Annotated in this window: 14 protein-coding genes; 1 reads left to right on the top strand and 13 read right to left on the bottom strand. The window is 69.5% G+C overall.

The annotated features are described in order from the left end of the window. Position 1: 1 nt before the first annotated feature. The 12 genes from nuoL to ACWGE1_RS11240 are packed head-to-tail and all read right to left on the bottom strand — an operon-like array spanning position 2 to position 12,560. A complete protein-coding gene (nuoL, locus tag ACWGE1_RS11295; protein ID WP_453420260.1) occupies positions 2-1,897 on the bottom strand; it encodes an NADH-quinone oxidoreductase subunit L in 1,896 nt (631 codons plus the stop codon). A 9-nt stretch (positions 1,898-1,906) separates the two neighbouring features. Next, positions 1,907-2,206 carry an NADH-quinone oxidoreductase subunit NuoK gene (gene nuoK, locus ACWGE1_RS11290; RefSeq protein WP_030653455.1) on the bottom strand — a complete coding sequence of 100 codons (300 nt, stop codon included), beginning with the start codon at positions 2,204-2,206 and terminating at the stop codon, positions 1,907-1,909. Next, positions 2,203-3,009 carry an NADH-quinone oxidoreductase subunit J gene (locus ACWGE1_RS11285; RefSeq protein WP_453420259.1) on the bottom strand — a complete coding sequence of 269 codons (807 nt, stop codon included), beginning with the start codon at positions 3,007-3,009 and terminating at the stop codon, positions 2,203-2,205. Before ACWGE1_RS11285 ends, nuoK begins: the two co-directional genes overlap by 4 nt. Then, positions 3,006-3,602, bottom strand: coding sequence for an NADH-quinone oxidoreductase subunit NuoI (nuoI, locus tag ACWGE1_RS11280; RefSeq protein WP_453420258.1), 597 nt, complete (start codon positions 3,600-3,602; stop codon positions 3,006-3,008). Before nuoI ends, ACWGE1_RS11285 begins: the two co-directional genes overlap by 4 nt. A 3-nt stretch (positions 3,603-3,605) precedes the next feature. Further along, a complete protein-coding gene (nuoH, locus tag ACWGE1_RS11275; protein WP_453420257.1) occupies positions 3,606-4,961 on the bottom strand; it encodes an NADH-quinone oxidoreductase subunit NuoH in 1,356 nt (451 codons plus the stop codon). Further along, positions 4,958-7,462 carry an NADH-quinone oxidoreductase subunit G gene (locus tag ACWGE1_RS11270; protein ID WP_453420256.1) on the bottom strand — a complete coding sequence of 835 codons (2,505 nt, stop codon included), beginning with the start codon at positions 7,460-7,462 and terminating at the stop codon, positions 4,958-4,960. The genes nuoH and ACWGE1_RS11270 overlap by 4 nt, the downstream gene beginning before the upstream one ends. Beyond that, complete coding sequence (gene nuoF / locus ACWGE1_RS11265; RefSeq protein ID WP_453420255.1) at positions 7,459-8,805, bottom strand: NADH-quinone oxidoreductase subunit NuoF; 1,347 nt, start codon at positions 8,803-8,805, stop codon at positions 7,459-7,461. Before nuoF ends, ACWGE1_RS11270 begins: the two co-directional genes overlap by 4 nt. After that, positions 8,805-9,560 carry an NADH-quinone oxidoreductase subunit NuoE gene (gene nuoE, locus ACWGE1_RS11260; protein WP_453420254.1) on the bottom strand — a complete coding sequence of 252 codons (756 nt, stop codon included), beginning with the start codon at positions 9,558-9,560 and terminating at the stop codon, positions 8,805-8,807. Before nuoE ends, nuoF begins: the two co-directional genes overlap by 1 nt. Further along, complete coding sequence (locus tag ACWGE1_RS11255) at positions 9,557-10,897, bottom strand: NADH-quinone oxidoreductase subunit D (protein ID WP_453420253.1); 1,341 nt, start codon at positions 10,895-10,897, stop codon at positions 9,557-9,559. Before ACWGE1_RS11255 ends, nuoE begins: the two co-directional genes overlap by 4 nt. Then, positions 10,897-11,634, bottom strand: coding sequence for an NADH-quinone oxidoreductase subunit C (locus tag ACWGE1_RS11250; protein WP_453420252.1), 738 nt, complete (start codon positions 11,632-11,634; stop codon positions 10,897-10,899). Before ACWGE1_RS11250 ends, ACWGE1_RS11255 begins: the two co-directional genes overlap by 1 nt. After that, complete coding sequence (locus ACWGE1_RS11245; RefSeq protein WP_030010012.1) at positions 11,631-12,185, bottom strand: NuoB/complex I 20 kDa subunit family protein; 555 nt, start codon at positions 12,183-12,185, stop codon at positions 11,631-11,633. The genes ACWGE1_RS11250 and ACWGE1_RS11245 overlap by 4 nt, the downstream gene beginning before the upstream one ends. A 15-nt stretch (positions 12,186-12,200) precedes the next feature. Next, complete coding sequence (locus ACWGE1_RS11240; RefSeq protein WP_030010013.1) at positions 12,201-12,560, bottom strand: NADH-quinone oxidoreductase subunit A; 360 nt, start codon at positions 12,558-12,560, stop codon at positions 12,201-12,203. A gap of 838 nt (positions 12,561-13,398) precedes the next feature. Here ACWGE1_RS11240 and ACWGE1_RS11235 point away from each other — a divergent pair. Beyond that, positions 13,399-14,235 (top strand): C40 family peptidase, encoded by an 837-nt coding sequence (locus ACWGE1_RS11235; RefSeq protein ID WP_453420251.1) that lies wholly within the window; start codon positions 13,399-13,401, stop codon positions 14,233-14,235. Between the two features lie 114 nt (positions 14,236-14,349). Here the strand turns inward: ACWGE1_RS11235 and ACWGE1_RS11230 are convergent, their stop codons facing one another. Continuing rightward, positions 14,350-15,315, bottom strand: a complete 966-nt coding sequence (locus ACWGE1_RS11230) for a hypothetical protein (protein WP_453420250.1) — start codon at positions 15,313-15,315, stop codon at positions 14,350-14,352. Positions 15,316-15,331: the final 16 nt, after the last annotated feature.

Raw genomic sequence — 15,331 nt, 5'->3', positions numbered from 1 at the left:
CTCACACCGCCCTCATCAGCAGGGTCGCGGCGATCAGGACCACCGTTCCCCCGAACATCGAGACCGCGTAGCTGCGGGCGTAGCCGTTCTGCAGCTTGCGCAGGCGGCCCGAGAGCCCGCCGACCGAGGCGGCCGTCCCGTTGACCACCCCGTCGACCACGCTGTGGTCGAGGTACACGAGCGAGCGGGTCAGGTGCTCCCCGCCCCGGACGAGCACGACGTGGTTGAAGTCGTCCTGGTAGAGGTCCTTGCGGGCCGCCCGGGTGAGCAGCGAGCCGCGCGGGGCGACGACCGGGACGGGCCTGCGGCCGTACATCGCCCAGGCGATGCCGACTCCGACGAGGAGCATCACCATGGTGGCCGCGGTGATCGTCATGGCGCTGACCGGCGGATTGCCGTGCGAGTAGCCCGTGACGGGCTCCAGCCACTTCAGGAAGCGCTCGCCGATCTCGAAGAAGGCTCCGGCGAAGACCGAGCCGAAGGCCAGGATGACCATCGGAATGGTCATCGACTTCGGGGACTCGTGCGGGTGCGGCGGGTTGCCGTCCGCGTCGGCCTGCCAGCGCTTCTCGCCGAAGAAGGTGAGGAGCATGACGCGGGTCATGTAGAAGGCGGTGATGCCGGCGCCCAGCAGGGTCACTCCGCCGAGGATCCAGCCCTCGGTGCCGCCCTTCGCGAAGGCCGCCTCGATGATCATGTCCTTGGAGAAGAAGCCGGACAGACCCGGGAAGCCGATGATCGCCAGGTACCCGAGTCCGAAGGTGACGAAGGTGACCGGCATGTACTTCCGCAGGGCGCCGTACTTGCGCATGTCGACCTCGTCGTTCATCCCGTGCATCACGGAACCCGCGCCGAGGAAGAGGCCCGCCTTGAAGAAGCCGTGCGTCACCAGGTGCATGATCGCGAAGACGTAGCCGATCGGGCCGAGGCCCGCAGCGAGGATCATGTAGCCGATCTGCGACATCGTCGAGCCCGCCAGGGCCTTCTTGATGTCGTCCTTCGCGCAACCGACGATCGCACCGAAGAGCAGCGTGACCGCGCCCACGACGGTGACGACCAGCTGTGCGTCCGGTGCCCCGTTGAAGACGGCGGCCGAGCGGACGATCAGGTACACGCCCGCCGTCACCATGGTGGCCGCGTGGATCAGGGCCGAGACCGGGGTCGGGCCCTCCATCGCGTCCCCGAGCCAGGACTGCAGCGGGACCTGGGCCGACTTGCCGCAGGCGGCCAGGAGCAGCATCAGGCCGATGGCGGTGAGCATGCCCTCGGAGGTCTCGCCCACGGCGGCGAACACCGGCTCGAAGGCGAAGGTGCCGAAGGTGGTGAACATCAGCATGATCGCGATCGACAGGCCCATGTCGCCGACGCGGTTGACCAGGAAGGCCTTCTTCGCGGCCGTGGCCGCGCTGGGCTTGTGCTGCCAGAAGCCGATCAGGAGGTACGAGGCGAGGCCGACGCCCTCCCAGCCGAAGTACAGCAGCAGGTAGTTGTCGGCGAGGACCAGCAGCAGCATCGCCGCGACGAAGAGGTTCAGGTAGCCGAAGAAGCGGCGGCGGCGCTCGTCGTGCTCCATGTACCCGATCGAGTACACGTGGATGAGCGTGCCCACCCCGGAGATCAGCAGGACGAAGGTCATCGACAGCTGGTCGAGCTGGAAGGCCATCTCCGCCTGGAAGCCCTCGACGGGGATCCAGGTGTACAGCCGCTGGTACAGGGTCCGGTCATCGGCACTGCGGGCCAGCATGTCGGCGAACAGTGCGACGCCGATGCCGAAGGAGACGGCCGCGAGCAGGGTGCCGATCCAGTGACCGATCTTGTCGAGGCGCCGGCCGCCGCACAGCAGCACCACCGCTCCGAGCAGGGGCGCCGCGATCAGCAGCGCAATCAGGTTCTCCACAGCGACCCCTTACAGCTTCATCAGGCTGGCGTCGTCGACCGAGGCCGAGTGGCGGGTACGGAACAGCGACACGATGATCGCCAGGCCGACCACGACCTCCGCGGCGGCGACGACCATCGTGAAGAACGCGATGATCTGGCCGTCGAGGTTGCCGTGCATCCGGGAGAACGCGACGAAGGCGAGGTTGCAGGCGTTGAGCATCAGCTCGACGCACATGAACAGCACGATCGCGTTCTTGCGGATCAGGACCCCGGTGGCACCGATGGTGAACAGCAGGGCCGCCAGGTACAGGTAGTTGACCGGATTCACTTCGAGGCCTCCTCACGGCCGAGGCGCTCCGAGGACGCCTGCTCCAGTGCCTTGAGGTCGTCGAGCGCCTCGCTGGAGACGTCCCGGATCTGGCCCCGGGCGCGCAGCGTCCTGTTGACGGTCAGCTCGGACGGGGTGCCGTCCGGCAGCAGACCGGCGACGTCCACCGCGTTGTGCCGGGCGTAGACGCCGGGCGCGGGCAGCGGCGGGAGCTGGACGCCCTCGCGGACGCGCTTCTCGGCGAGCTCGCGCTGGGTGGCGGCCCGTTCGGTGCGCTCGCGGTGGGTGAGCACCATCGCGCCGACGGCCGCGGTGATCAGCAGCGCGCCGGTGATCTCGAAGGCGAAGACGTACTTGGTGAAGATCAGCTGTGCCAGGCCCTCGACGTGCCCGGCGGAATTGACCCGGCCGAGCCCGTTGAAGTGGGTGAGCCCGGCGTGGGCGATGCCGGTGATCAGCAGGATGCCGAAGCCGAGCCCGCACAGGACGGCCATCCAGCGCTGCCCCTTGATGGTCTCCTTCAGGGAGTCGGCGGCGGTGACGCCGACGAGCATGACCACGAAGAGGAAGAGCATCATGATCGCGCCGGTGTAGACGATGACCTGGACGACGCCCAGGAAGTACGCCCCGTTGGCGAGGTAGAAGACGGCCAGGATGATCATCGTCCCGGCCAGGCTGAGGGCGCTGTGCACGGCCTTCTTCATCAGGATCGTGGCCAGGGCGCCGATGACGGCGACCGTGCCGAGGATCCAGAACTGGATCGCCTCGCCCGTGGAGGTCATGGAGGCGGCGACGACGCTCATGCGTCCACCCCCTCGGACGGGCCGTTCTCCGGGGCGACTTCGCCCTTGGACACGGCGACCTGCCGGACGGTGCCCGGGGCGGCCCCGGTCACCAGTCCGCGGTAGTAGTCCGTGTCGTCCGTGCCGGGGAAGACCGAGTGCGGGGCCTCGACCATGCCCTCGGTCAGACCCGCCAGCAGCTGCTCTTTGGTGTAGATGAGCGATTCGCGGCTGGAGTCGGCCAGTTCGAACTCGTTCGTCATGGTCAGCGCCCGCGTCGGGCACGCCTCCACGCACAGCCCGCACAGGATGCAGCGGGCGTAGTTGATCTGGTAGACGCGGCCGTACCGGTCACCCGGGGAGTAGCGCTCCTCCTCGGTGTTGTCCGCGCCCTCCACGTAGATCGCGTCGGCGGGACAGGCCCAGGCACACAGCTCGCACCCGATGCACTTCTCCAGACCGTCGGGGTGCCGGTTGAGCTGATGCCGTCCGTGGAAGCGCGGTGCGGTCGTCTTCTGCTGCTCCGGGTACTGCTCGGTGAGGCGCTTCTTGAACATGGCCTTGAAGGTCACGCCGAAGCCCGCCACCGGGTTCTGCCACTTCTCGTCGGACATCTCTCAAGCCTCCTCTCGGTCACTGTCAGTATTCGTGCCGCCACTGACAATCAGCTCCCGCTCGGTGCGGGACCGCCTGCGCGGTACGGGTGCCAGGTGCTGGCCGGGCTTGGGCGGTACGGGGAAGCCGCCCGCCAGCGGGTCGAAGGGCGCGGCGTCGCTCACGGCCTCGGCGGCCGCCGTCTTCTTCTCGCGCTTGTCGCGGAAGACGTCCGCGACGAAGGAGAGCAGCAGGATCGCCACGACGGCGCCGCCGACGTAGAGGACGATCTCGCTGAAGTCGTACGCCTCGTTGCGCAGCGCCCGGACGGTGGCCACCAGCATCAGCCAGACCACCGAGACCGGGATCAGGACCTTCCAGCCGAGCTTCATCAGCTGGTCGTAGCGCACGCGCGGCAGCGTGCCGCGCAGCCAGATGAAGAAGAACAGCAGCAGCTGCACCTTGAGGACGAACCAGAGCATCGGCCACCAGCCGTGGTTGGCGCCCTCCCAGAAGGTGCTGATCGGGTACGGAGCCCGCCAGCCGCCGAGGAAGAGGGTGACCGAGACCGCCGAGACGGTGACCATGTTGACGTACTCCGCCAGCATGAACAGCGCGAACTTGATGGACGAGTACTCGGTGTTGAAGCCGCCGACCAGGTCGCCCTCGGACTCCGGCATGTCGAAGGGGGCGCGGTTCGTCTCGCCGACCATCGTGATGACGTAGATGATGAAGGACACCGGCAGCAGGACGATGAACCAGCGGTCCGCCTGGGCCTCCACGATCGCCGAGGTCGACATGGACCCGGAGTAGAGGAAGACCGAGGCGAAGGCCGCGCCCATCGCGATCTCGTAGGAGATCATCTGCGCGCAGGAGCGCAGGCCGCCGAGGAGCGGGTAGGTCGAGCCGGAGGACCAGCCCGCCAGGACGATGCCGTAGATGCCGACCGAGGCCACCGCGAGGATGTAGAGCATCGCGATCGGCAGGTCGGTCAGCTGCATCGTGGTGCGCTGGCCGAAGATGGAGATCTCGTCGTCCGCGGGCCCGAAGGGGATCACCGCGATGGCCATGAAGGCCGGGATCGCCGCGATGATCGGGGCCAGGACGTAGATCACCTTGTCGGCCCGCTTGACGATCAGGTCTTCCTTGAGCATCAGCTTCACGCCGTCGGCGAGCGACTGGAGCATGCCCCAGGGACCGTGCCGGTTCGGGCCGATGCGCAGCTGCATCCAGGCGACGACCTTGCGCTCCCACACGATGGAGAAGAGCACCGTCACCATCAGGAAGGCGAAGCAGAAGACCGCCTTGATGACGACGAGCCACCAGACGTCCCGTCCGAAGAGGGACAGGTCCTCGGCAGCGAGTTGAACGGTGTTCACGCGCCCACCTCCGCAGTGGTGTCGCCTGCGCCGGCCGGGGTCGCCGGGCCGATGCGCACGAGGGTGCCCGGGCGGGCGCCGGCGTCGGCGAGGACGCCGGAGCCGGTGGAGTTCAGCGGGAGCCAGACCACGCGGTCGGGCATCTCGGTGATCCGGAGCGGGAGTTCCACGGTGCCGGCGGGGCCGGTGACCGCGAGGACGTCGCCGTCCTTGACGCCGGTCTCGGCGGCCGTGGCGGCCGACAGCCGGGCGCTCGCCTCGTGCCGCGTACCGGCCAGGGCGTCGTCGCCCTCCTGCAGCCGGCCGAGGTCCAGGAGGAGCCGGTGGCCCGCGAGGACCGCCTCGCCGATGCCCGGCCGGGGCAGCGCCGCGGTGTCCGCGCTCTGCCCGGCGGCCCGCCCGCCCGTCCACGCGCCGAGCCCGTCCAGCTCCCGGCGTACGGCGTGCACGTCGGGCAGCGCGATCGGCCGGTCGGCGGCGTCGGCCAGCATGTGCAGCACGCGGGCGTCGGCCGGGGCGAGCCGGCGGGTCATCTGGTCGGGCTTGAGCGCGGCCTCGAAGGGCCGGACCCTGCCCTCCCAGTTGATGAACGCGCCCGCCTTCTCGGCCACCGCGGCGACCGGGAGGACCACGTCCGCGTGGGCGGTGACCTCGCCGGGCCGCAGTTCCAGGGAGACCACGAAGGCCTCCTGGAGGGCGGTCCGCGCGCGGGCCGGGTCCGGCAGGTCGGCGACCTCGACGCCCGCGATCAGCAGGGCCGAGAGCTCCCGGGTCGCCGCGGCCTCGACGATCTGGCCGGTGTCGCGGCCGTAGCGGTGCGGGAGTTCGTCCAGACCCCAGGCGGTGGCGACCTCGTCGCGGGCCCGCGGGTCGGTGGCCGGACGGCCGCCCGGCAGCAGGGACGGCAGGGCGCCCGCCTCGATGGCGGCCCGCTCACCGGCCCGGCGCGGGATCCACACCAGGGTCGCCCCGGTCACCCCGGCGGCCCGTACGGCCGCGGTCAGCGCGCCCGGCACCCCGGCGAGGCGCTCCCCGACGAGGATGACCGCGCCGGGCAGGCGCACCGCGTCGGCGGCTTCTGCTCCCCCGGTCTCCAGGCCGGTCCGCGACGCCAGCGCGTCGAGCCACTCGGGCTCGGTGCCGGGTGCGGCGGCCAGCAGCGTGCCGCCCGCCTTGGCCAGGCCCCGGGTGGCGAACGGGGCCACGGAGAAGGTCTTCTGCTTGTGCTTGCGGTGGGCCTTGCGCAGCCGCAGGAAGACGCCCGGGGCCTCCTCCTCCGCCTCGATGCCGACGAGCAGCACCGCGGGGGCCGCCTCCAGCCCGGCGTACGAGAGCCACTGCCCGCCGAGGTCGACCCCGCACCCGGCGACCTCCGAGGCCAGGAAGTCGGCCTCCTCCGCGCTGTGCACGCGGGCCCGGAAGTCGATGTCGTTGGTGTCGAGCACCACCCGCGCGAACTTGGCGTACGCGTAGGCGTCCTCGACGGTGAGCCGGCCGCCGGTGAGGACTCCGGCCCGGCCGCGCGCGGCGGCGAGCCCGTTCGCCGCCGCCTCCAGGGCCTCGGGCCAGCTCGTCGGCTCCAGCTCGCCCGCGGCATTGCGCACCAGCGGGGTGGTCAGCCGGTCCGGGCGCTGCGCGTAGCGGAACCCGAAGCGGCCCTTGTCGCAGATCCACTCCTCGTTGACCTCGGGGTCCTCGGCGGCGAGCCGGCGCAGCACCTTGCCGCGGCGGTGGTCGGTGCGGGTCGCGCAGCCGCCCGCGCAGTGCTCGCACACGCTCGGGGAGGAGACGAGGTCGAAGGGGCGGGAGCGGAACCGGTAGGCGGCCGAGGTGAGGGCGCCGACCGGGCAGATCTGGATGGTGTTGCCGGAGAAGTACGACTCGAAGGGGTCGCCCTCGCCGGTGCCGACCTGCTGGAGCGCACCGCGTTCCAGCAGCTCGATCATCGGGTCGCCGGCGATCTCGTTGGAGAAGCGGGTGCAGCGCGCGCACAGCACGCACCGCTCGCGGTCCAGCAGCACCTGGGTGGAGATCGGGACGGGCTTCTCGTAGGTGCGCTTCCTGCCCTCGAACCGCGATTCGGCGTTGCCGTGCGACATCGCCTGGTTCTGCAGCGGGCACTCGCCGCCCTTGTCGCAGACCGGGCAGTCCAGCGGGTGGTTGATGAGCAGCAGCTCCATCACCCCGCGCTGGGACTTGTCGGCGACCTCGGAGGTCAGCTGGGTCTTGACGACCATGCCGTCGGTGCAGGTGATGGTGCAGGAGGCCATCGGCTTGCGCTGGCCCTCGACCTCGACGATGCACTGGCGGCAGGCGCCGGCCGGCGAGAGGAGGGGGTGGTCGCAGAACCGGGGGATCTCGATGCCGAGCTGCTCGGCGGCCCGGATGACGAGGGTGCCCTTGGGCACGGACAGTTCGACGCCGTCGATGGTCAGCGAGACGGTGTTCTCCGGCGGGACCGCCGCTGCGCCCCCGGAGGCCGCCGTAGTGGTGACGGTCATGCGTTCACCTCCGTGTCGGCCCAGAGGGTCGACTTCCTGGGGTCGAAGGGGCAGCCCTTGCCCGTGATGTGCTGCTCGTACTCCTCGCGGAAGTACTTGAGCGAGGAGAAGATCGGGCTGGCCGCGCCGTCGCCGAGCGCGCAGAAGGACTTGCCGTTGATGTTGTCGGCGATGTCGTTCAGCTTGTCGAGGTCGGACATGACGCCCTTGCCGGCCTCGATGTCACGGAGCAGCTGGACCAGCCAATAGGTGCCTTCGCGGCACGGCGTGCACTTGCCGCAGGACTCGTGGGCGTAGAACTCGGTCCACCGGGTCACGGCCCGCACCACGCAGGTCGTCTCGTCGAAGCACTGGAGGGCCTTGGTGCCGAGCATGGAGCCGGCGGCACCCACGCCCTCGTAGTCGAGCGGGACGTCGAGGTGCTCGTCGGTGAACATCGGGGTGGAGGAGCCGCCCGGGGTCCAGAACTTCAGCCGGTGCCCGGGGCGCATCCCGCCGCTCATGTCGAGGAGCTGGCGCAGGGTGATGCCGAGCGGGGCCTCGTACTGGCCGGGTCCGGCGACGTGCCCGGAGAGCGAGTACAGCGTGAAGCCGGGGGACTTCTCGGTCCCCATCGACTTGAACCAGTCCTTGCCCTTGTTCAGGATCGCGGGAACCGAGGCGATGGACTCCACGTTGTTCACCACGGTGGGGCAGGCGTAGAGCCCCTCGACGGCAGGGAAGGGGGGCCGCAGCCGGGGCTGCCCGCGCCGGCCTTCGAGGGAGTCGAGCAGCGCCGTCTCCTCGCCGCAGATGTACGCGCCCGCGCCCGCGTGCACCGTGATGTCGAGGTTGCGGCCGGTGCCGTCGATGTCCTTGCCGAGGTAGCCGGCCTCGTACGCCTCGCGCACGGCCTCGTGCAGGCGCCGCAACACGGGCACCGTCTCCCCGCGCAGGTAGATGAAGGCGTGCTCCGAGCGGATCGCGTAGCAGGCGATGATCATTCCCTCGATGAGGGAGTGCGGGTTGGCGAAGAGGAGAGGGATGTCCTTGCAGGTCCCCGGCTCCGACTCGTCCGCGTTCACGACGAGGTAGTGCGGCTTTCCGTCGCCCTGCGGGATGAACTGCCACTTCATTCCGGTGGGGAAGCCCGCGCCGCCGCGGCCGCGCAGACCGGAGTCCTTCACGTACGCGATGAGGTCGTCCGGGGTCATCGCGAGCGCCTTGCGCAGGCCCTCGTACCCCTCGTGACGCCGGTAGGTCTCCAGCGTCCACGACCGCGGCTCGTCCCAGAACGAGGACAGCACGGGAGCGAGGAGCTTCTCCGGGCTGCCGTTCTTGCTCAGTTCGGTGGACACGGTCATCACTCCCCTCCCTCGGTGGTGGCCTCGCCACGCGGGTGGACGATCGGGGTGTGCGCGGACTCGCCGCGCGCGATGCGCAGCCCGATCAGCGAGGCGGGTCCGGCTCCGCCGGTCGCCTCGACCGCGCCCTCCCGCTCGTCCGGGAAGCCGGCCAGGATCCGGGCGGTCTCCTTGTACGTGCACAGCGGCGCGCCCCGGGTCGGGGAGACCTCGCGGCCGGCCAGCAGGTCGTCGACCATGGCCTTGGCGGATTCGGGGGTCTGGTTGTCGAAGAACTCCCAGTTGACCATCACCACGGGGGCGAAGTCGCAGGCCGCGTTGCACTCGATGTGTTCGAGGGTGACCTTGCCGTCGGGGGTGGTCTCGTTGTTGCCGACCCCGAGGTGCTCCTTGAGCTCCTCGAAGATCGCGTCGCCGCCCATCACCGCGCACAGGGTGTTCGTGCAGACCCCGACCTGGTAGTCGCCGGAGGGCCTGCGCCGGTACATCGTGTAGAAGGTGGCCACGGCCGTGACCTCGGCGGTGGTCAGGCCCAGCACCTCGGCGCAGAAGCGGATGCCGGTGCGCGAGACGTAGCCCTCCTGCGACTGGGTCAGGTGCAGGAGCGGCAGCAGCGCGGAGCGGCTGTCGGGGTAGCGGGCGATGACCTCCCTGGCGTCGGCTTCGAGGCGCTCGCGTACCTCCGCCGGAAAGTCGGGGGCCGGCAGCTGGGGCATGCCCAGCGAGACCCCCTGGTTCGAAGGACTGGCGGTCATCGGTCGACGCCTCCCATCACGGGGTCGATGGAGGCGACGGCGACGATGACGTCGGCGACCTGGCCGCCCTCGCACATCGCGGCCATGGCCTGCAGGTTGGTGAAGGACGGGTCGCGGAAGTGGACCCGGTAGGGGCGGGTTCCGCCGTCGGAGACCAGGTGGACGCCGAGCTCGCCCTTGGGCGACTCGACGGCCGCGTACGCCTGGCCGGCCGGCACCCGGAAGCCCTCGGTCACCAGCTTGAAGTGGTGGATGAGGGCCTCCATGGAGGTGCCCATGATGTTCCTGATGTGGTCGAGCGAGTTGCCGAGGCCGTCGGGGCCCATCGCCAGCTGGGCCGGCCAGGCGATCTTCTTGTCGGCGACCATGACCGGTCCCGGCTCCAGGCGCTCCAGGCACTGCTCGACGATCCGCAGCGACTGGCGCATCTCCTCCAGGCGGATCAGGAAGCGCCCGTAGGAGTCGCAGCTCTCGGTGGTCGGCACGTCGAACTCGTAGTTCTCGTAGCCGCAGTACGGGTCCGACTTGCGCAGGTCGTGCGGCAGGCCGGCGGAGCGCAGGATCGGGCCGGTGGCGCCGAGCGCCATGCAGCCGGTGAGGTCGAGGTAGCCGACGTCCTGCATGCGGGCCTTGAAGATCGGGTTGCCGGTGGCGAGCTTGTCGTACTCCGGCAGGTTCTTCTTCATCGTCTTGACGAACTCGCGCAGCTGGTCGACGGCGCCCGGGGGCAGGTCCTGCGCGAGGCCGCCGGGGCGGACGAACGCGTGGTTCATGCGCAGCCCGGTGATCAGCTCGAAGATGTCGAGGATCAGCTCGCGGTCGCGGAAGCCGTAGATCATGATCGTGGTCGCGCCCAGCTCCATGCCGCCGGTGGCGATGCACACCAGGTGGGAGGAGAGCCGGTTGAGCTCCATCAGCAGGACGCGGATGACGGTGGCGCGGTCCGGGATCTGGTCGGTGATGCCGAGCAGCTTCTCGACGCCGAGGCAGTACGCCGTCTCGTTGAAGAACGGCGTCAGGTAGTCCATGCGCGTCACGAAGGTGGTGCCCTGCGTCCAGTTCCGGAATTCGAGGTTCTTCTCGATGCCGGTGTGCAGGTAGCCGATTCCGCAGCGGGCCTCGGTGACCGTCTCGCCGTCGATCTCCAGGATCAGGCGCAGCACTCCGTGGGTGGACGGGTGCTGCGGACCCATGTTGACGACGATCCGCTCGTCGTCCGCCCTGGCCGCGGACTGGACGATCTCGTCCCAGTCGCCGCCGGTGACGGTGTAGACGGTGCCCTCGGTCGTCTCGCGCGCGGAGGCGTGGCCGGCGGAGGCATTGTTTGACGTGGACATCAGCTGTACGACCTCCGCTGGTCGGGAGCCGGGATCTGGGCGCCCTTGTACTCGACGGGGATGCCGCCGAGCGGGTAGTCCTTGCGCTGCGGGAAGCCCTGCCAGTCGTCCGGCATCATGATCCGGGTGAGGGCCGGGTGCCCGTCGAAGATCAGGCCGAAGAAGTCGTACGTCTCACGCTCGTGCCAGTCGTTGGTCGGGTAGACGGTGACGAGCGAGGGGACGTGCGGGTCGCTGTCCGGGACGGACACCTCCAGCCGCAGGAGCCGGCCGTGTGTGAGCGAGCGCAGGTGGTAGACGGCGTGCAGCTCGCGCCCCTTGTCGTCCGGGAAGTGCACGCCGGAGACGCCGGTGCAGAGCTCGAAGCGCAGCGCGGGGTCGTCACGCAGGGTGCGCGCGACCCGGACCAGGTGCTCGCGGGCGATGTGGAAGGTGAGCTCGCCGCGGTCGACCACCGTCTTCTCGATGGCGTTGCCGGGGACCAGGTCCTGCTCCTCCAGGGCGCCTTCGAGCTCGTCGGCCACCTCGTCGAACCAGGAGCCGTACGGTCGGCTCGTCGCGCCGGGCAGGGCCACGGTCCGCACGAGGCCGCCGTAGCCGCTGGTGTCCCCGCCGCGCGAGGCGCCGAACATGCCCTTGCGGACGCCGATGACCTCGGGGCCCTGGGCACGCGGCGCAGGGACGTTGCTTCCGTCGCTGCCGTTGCTGCCGTTCTCCGGCTCTTGGGTCTCGCTCACCGGAGCAGCCCCTTCATCTCGATGATGGGGAGGGCCTTGAGGGCCGCCTCCTCCGCCTCACGGGCCGCCTCTTCCCGGTTCACGCCGAGCTTGGAGCCCTGGATCTTCTGGTGGAGCTTGAGGATCGCGTCCATGAGCATTTCGGGGCGCGGTGGGCAGCCGGGCAGATAGATGTCCACGGGGACGATGTGGTCGACGCCCTGGACGATCGCGTAGTTGTTGAACATTCCGCCCGAGGATGCACAAACCCCCATGGAGATGACCCATTTGGGAGCGGGCATCTGGTCGTACACCTGCCGCAGCACCGGCGCCATCTTCTGGCTGACCCGACCGGCCACGATCATCAGATCGGCCTGCCGCGGGGAGCCGCGGAAGACCTCCATGCCGAAGCGGGCCAGGTCGTACCGGCCCGCTCCGGTGGTCATCATCTCGATGGCGCAGCAGGCCAGACCGAAGGTCGCCGGGAAGACGGACGACTTGCGCACCCATCCCGCGGCCTGTTCGACGGTGGTCAGCAGGAAGCCGCTCGGCAGCTTCTCTTCCAGTCCCATGGAAAATTCAGCCCCTCAGTCCCATTCCAGGCCGCCGCGGCGCCACACGTAGGCGTAGGCGACGAAGACGGTGAGCACGAAGAGCAGCATCTCGACGAGCCCGAAGATCCCCAGGGAGTCGAAGGTGACGGCCCAGGGGTAGAGGAAGACAACCTCGATGTCGAAGACGATGAAGAGCATCGCCGTCAGGTAGTACTTGATGGGGAAGCGGCCGCCACCGGCCGGCATCGGCGTCGGCTCGATGCCGCACTCGTAGGCTTCAAGCTTCGCCCGGTTGTACCGTTTTGGACCGATCAGCGTGGCCATGACCACGGAGAAGATCGCAAACCCTGCGCCGAGGGCGCCGAGCACGAGGATGGGTGCGTACGCATTCACGCTCCTCGCTCCTTCCAGTCGTCCTTGACCGTTGGACCGCCGCCGGCGCCGCGTGCCCCGCCTCGCGAAGATCAGGCTTTCGATCAAGCGCTTGCATGTGAGGCAGTTCACAAGCCGGACTGGTGCGCATCTTATGCCTGCTCGTCTGTGATCTGCGACACGGGTTGCAACACCGAGTTTGTGATCTCCACCACCTGACGAACGATCATGAAGCCCGATGAGTGGTGATCTTCATACGCGAAGCATCCACATGATCACCAAAGGTGACATCCGGGCCCGTTACCGCAGGTAGAGGGGGCCTTGCCCTATCAAACGATGCCCGCTGCAGGCAAATTGGCAAGAGGGGTGCACGGGTGATAAAGGGATCCGCGTCGCCCGGTCGGGGGACCCCATGTGTACGGAGGTGGACACGGGGCAGACGAGGGCCGTGCGCGGGACGGACGGGAGCGCCGACGGCCGCGCGGGGGGCGATGCAAAGGATCAAGCCAGGAGCCGCGCGAGTGCGTGCATCCGTTCACGAACCTCTCGGGCCGTTCACAGGAAGGTCACGGGAGGAGCACAGCGTCCGCATGGCGTGACATCCCTGTGACCTGCGCCACTCTGAATCGATGCTTCCGAAAGAGGGCTTGGCCATCTGTGCGGAGTGATGGTAGGTCAAGGATCAATTCGGACTTAATACCGAAACCCCATGATCACAGCCTTGTGAGGGCCTGTCCGTTTCGCCCGTTACGGCGTCAATAAGAAGCGAGACGCGCCCGGTTAGCGCCCTTCGCGCGCAACTGTGGCGCAAGCCACGTTTCTTGAAGGGAACCCGGACCCCCTGATAGCGGTTGTCCTCATGTCCCACACCGCTCACATACCCAGCCACCGGAAGCCCCGCCGTAGCGCCTCGAAGCTCGCGGTCCGCGCCGGAGTTGCCGGTGGCGTCCTCAGCACCCTGGCCATGGCCGGCACCGCGAGCGCGTCCCCGTCCGCCGAGCCCGTGGCCGAGACGACGCTCGAAATGCCGGTCCTCAACCTGGACCTGGCGGCCGATGTCTCCACCGCCGTCACCACGGCCGCCGAGAACACCCGCATCGCGGCCGTCGAGGGCGAACTGACCGCCCAGGAGGAGAGCGCCCGAACCGGCGCCGCCGCCGAGGCGAAGCAGGCCAAGGAAGAGGCCCAGAAGAAGGCCGACGCCGAGAAGGCCGAGAAGAAGGCGAAGGAGGAGGCCACCCGCAAGGCCGAGGCCGAGCGCTCCAGCCGCAGCACCGAGCGCACCACGCTGAAGAGCGCCTCCGCGCCGCAGGGCACCGGCACCGTCTCCGCCCCGGCCACCGGCTCCGCCGCGGCCATCGTCAACTTCGCCCGCGCGCAGGTCGGCAAGGCGTACGTGATGGGCGGCACCGGTCCGTCCTCGTTCGACTGCTCCGGTCTCGTCCAGGCGGCCTACCGTCAGGCCGGCATCAGCCTGCCGCGCATGTCCCAGGCGCAGTCCTCGGCCGGCACCTCGGTGTCGCTGAACGCCCTGCAGCCGGGCGACATCCTGTACTGGGGCTCCAAGGGCAGCGCTTACCACGTCGCCATCTACGTCGGCGGCGGCAAGTTCGTCGGCGCGCAGAACCCCAGCACGGGCATCGTCGAGCGCAACCTGAGCTACGACAAGCCGACGGGCGCCGTCCGCGTCCTCTGAGCACCGCTCAGTTCGCAGCACCGTGAACGGCCGAGGGCCGGTACTCCCCCGCTCGGGGGTGGAGTACCGGCCCTGGGGCCGTTCTTCGTGCTTCCCGGGCCGCTGCGGGCCCTCTCAGCCCAGGGAGGCCGCCAGCTTGAAGCGGGCCTCCCGCTGCTTCCTGTAGAGCGTGAGCGTCTCGGCGTGCTCCTCGACGAGCCGCTCCTGGTATGCCTTCTCGACCGCGCCCCAGATCCCGACGAGGTTCACCTCCCGCTTGCACGCGACGTCCGCCTTGGCCGCCGTGACGGCCTTCGGGCCGCCCCTGTCGTTCTCCAGGCCCAGCTTCTCCACGACGTCGTACGGTGATTCGATCCCGGCGTATCCCGACTTGTCCATGCATGACGACCACTTCTTGAGGGCGCCGACAACCCGGGAGTCCTGTCGGGAGCGGTCGTGCGCCTCCGAGGCCAGCCCGAACGTGAAGAGCAGGTCCACGCTGTCCCTGGTCGGGGCGTACAGCTTGCGGTACCCCTCCCGCCCGCAGCCGCCGGCCGGCACCTTCTGCCCGGCCGCCGTCAGGCCGCTGTCCACCGTCGCGGCCTCCTCCTCGGTGTTCGCGTCGGGGATCCTGCCGCCCTGGCTTCCGGGCTGCTCGCCGTTCATCACGACGTACGCGCTGTCGCTCAGCTCCGGCGCCCGGGGCTTGGTCGGCGTTCCCGAACCGGCCGACTTGTCGTAGCCGTGGGCCGCCGCGAACTGCGGATCGGCCAGACCGAAGAGGTACCGGTGGCGGTCCTCGGTCCCGGCGCCGGGGGCCTCGGCCGATCTCACGCCCTCGTAGGTGAAGCCGTACCGCGCCATGCACCGGGAGACCAGGGCCTGCTGAACCTGGCCCATCCGGATCCGTTCGGCCTCGGTGTCCGTGTACGCGTCCATCGGAAGGGACAGGGCGGCCGTCGCCGGGTTCACCTCGACGGGACCGAGTTCCGGTTCGCCGCCCCCGGCGCCGCCGGACCCTGCGCAGCCGGTCAGGAGAACGGCCGTCAGCAGGGCGGCGGCCGGGGCGGCTGCGGGCCGGCGGCGCCGGGAGCTGTGCATCGCGTGGAACTCCTTC

The sequence above is a fragment of the Streptomyces sp. NPDC054932 genome (genome assembly GCF_053610205.1).
Note: the sequence above shows the minus strand (reverse complement) of the source record. Positions and strands in the feature narration are given on the sequence as shown.

What these genes read in the sequence shown, in the direction of transcription:
- ACWGE1_RS11285 (WP_453420259.1), bottom strand. Translation starts at nt 3,009, where the DNA reads ATGAGCGTCGTCGCCGCCTCCATGACCTCCACGGGCGAGGCGATCCAG.
- nuoI (WP_453420258.1), bottom strand. Translation starts at nt 3,602, where the DNA reads ATGTCCGACGAGAAGTGGCAGAACCCGGTGGCGGGCTTCGGCGTGACC.
- ACWGE1_RS11270 (WP_453420256.1), bottom strand. Translation starts at nt 7,462, where the DNA reads ATGACCGTCACCACTACGGCGGCCTCCGGGGGCGCAGCGGCGGTCCCG.
- nuoF (WP_453420255.1), bottom strand. Translation starts at nt 8,805, where the DNA reads ATGACCGTGTCCACCGAACTGAGCAAGAACGGCAGCCCGGAGAAGCTC.
- nuoE (WP_453420254.1), bottom strand. Translation starts at nt 9,560, where the DNA reads ATGACCGCCAGTCCTTCGAACCAGGGGGTCTCGCTGGGCATGCCCCAG.
- ACWGE1_RS11255 (WP_453420253.1), bottom strand. Translation starts at nt 10,897, where the DNA reads ATGTCCACGTCAAACAATGCCTCCGCCGGCCACGCCTCCGCGCGCGAG.
- ACWGE1_RS11245 (WP_030010012.1), bottom strand. Translation starts at nt 12,185, where the DNA reads ATGGGACTGGAAGAGAAGCTGCCGAGCGGCTTCCTGCTGACCACCGTC.
- ACWGE1_RS11235 (WP_453420251.1), top strand. Translation starts at nt 13,399, where the DNA reads ATGTCCCACACCGCTCACATACCCAGCCACCGGAAGCCCCGCCGTAGC.
- ACWGE1_RS11230 (WP_453420250.1), bottom strand. Translation starts at nt 15,315, where the DNA reads ATGCACAGCTCCCGGCGCCGCCGGCCCGCAGCCGCCCCGGCCGCCGCC.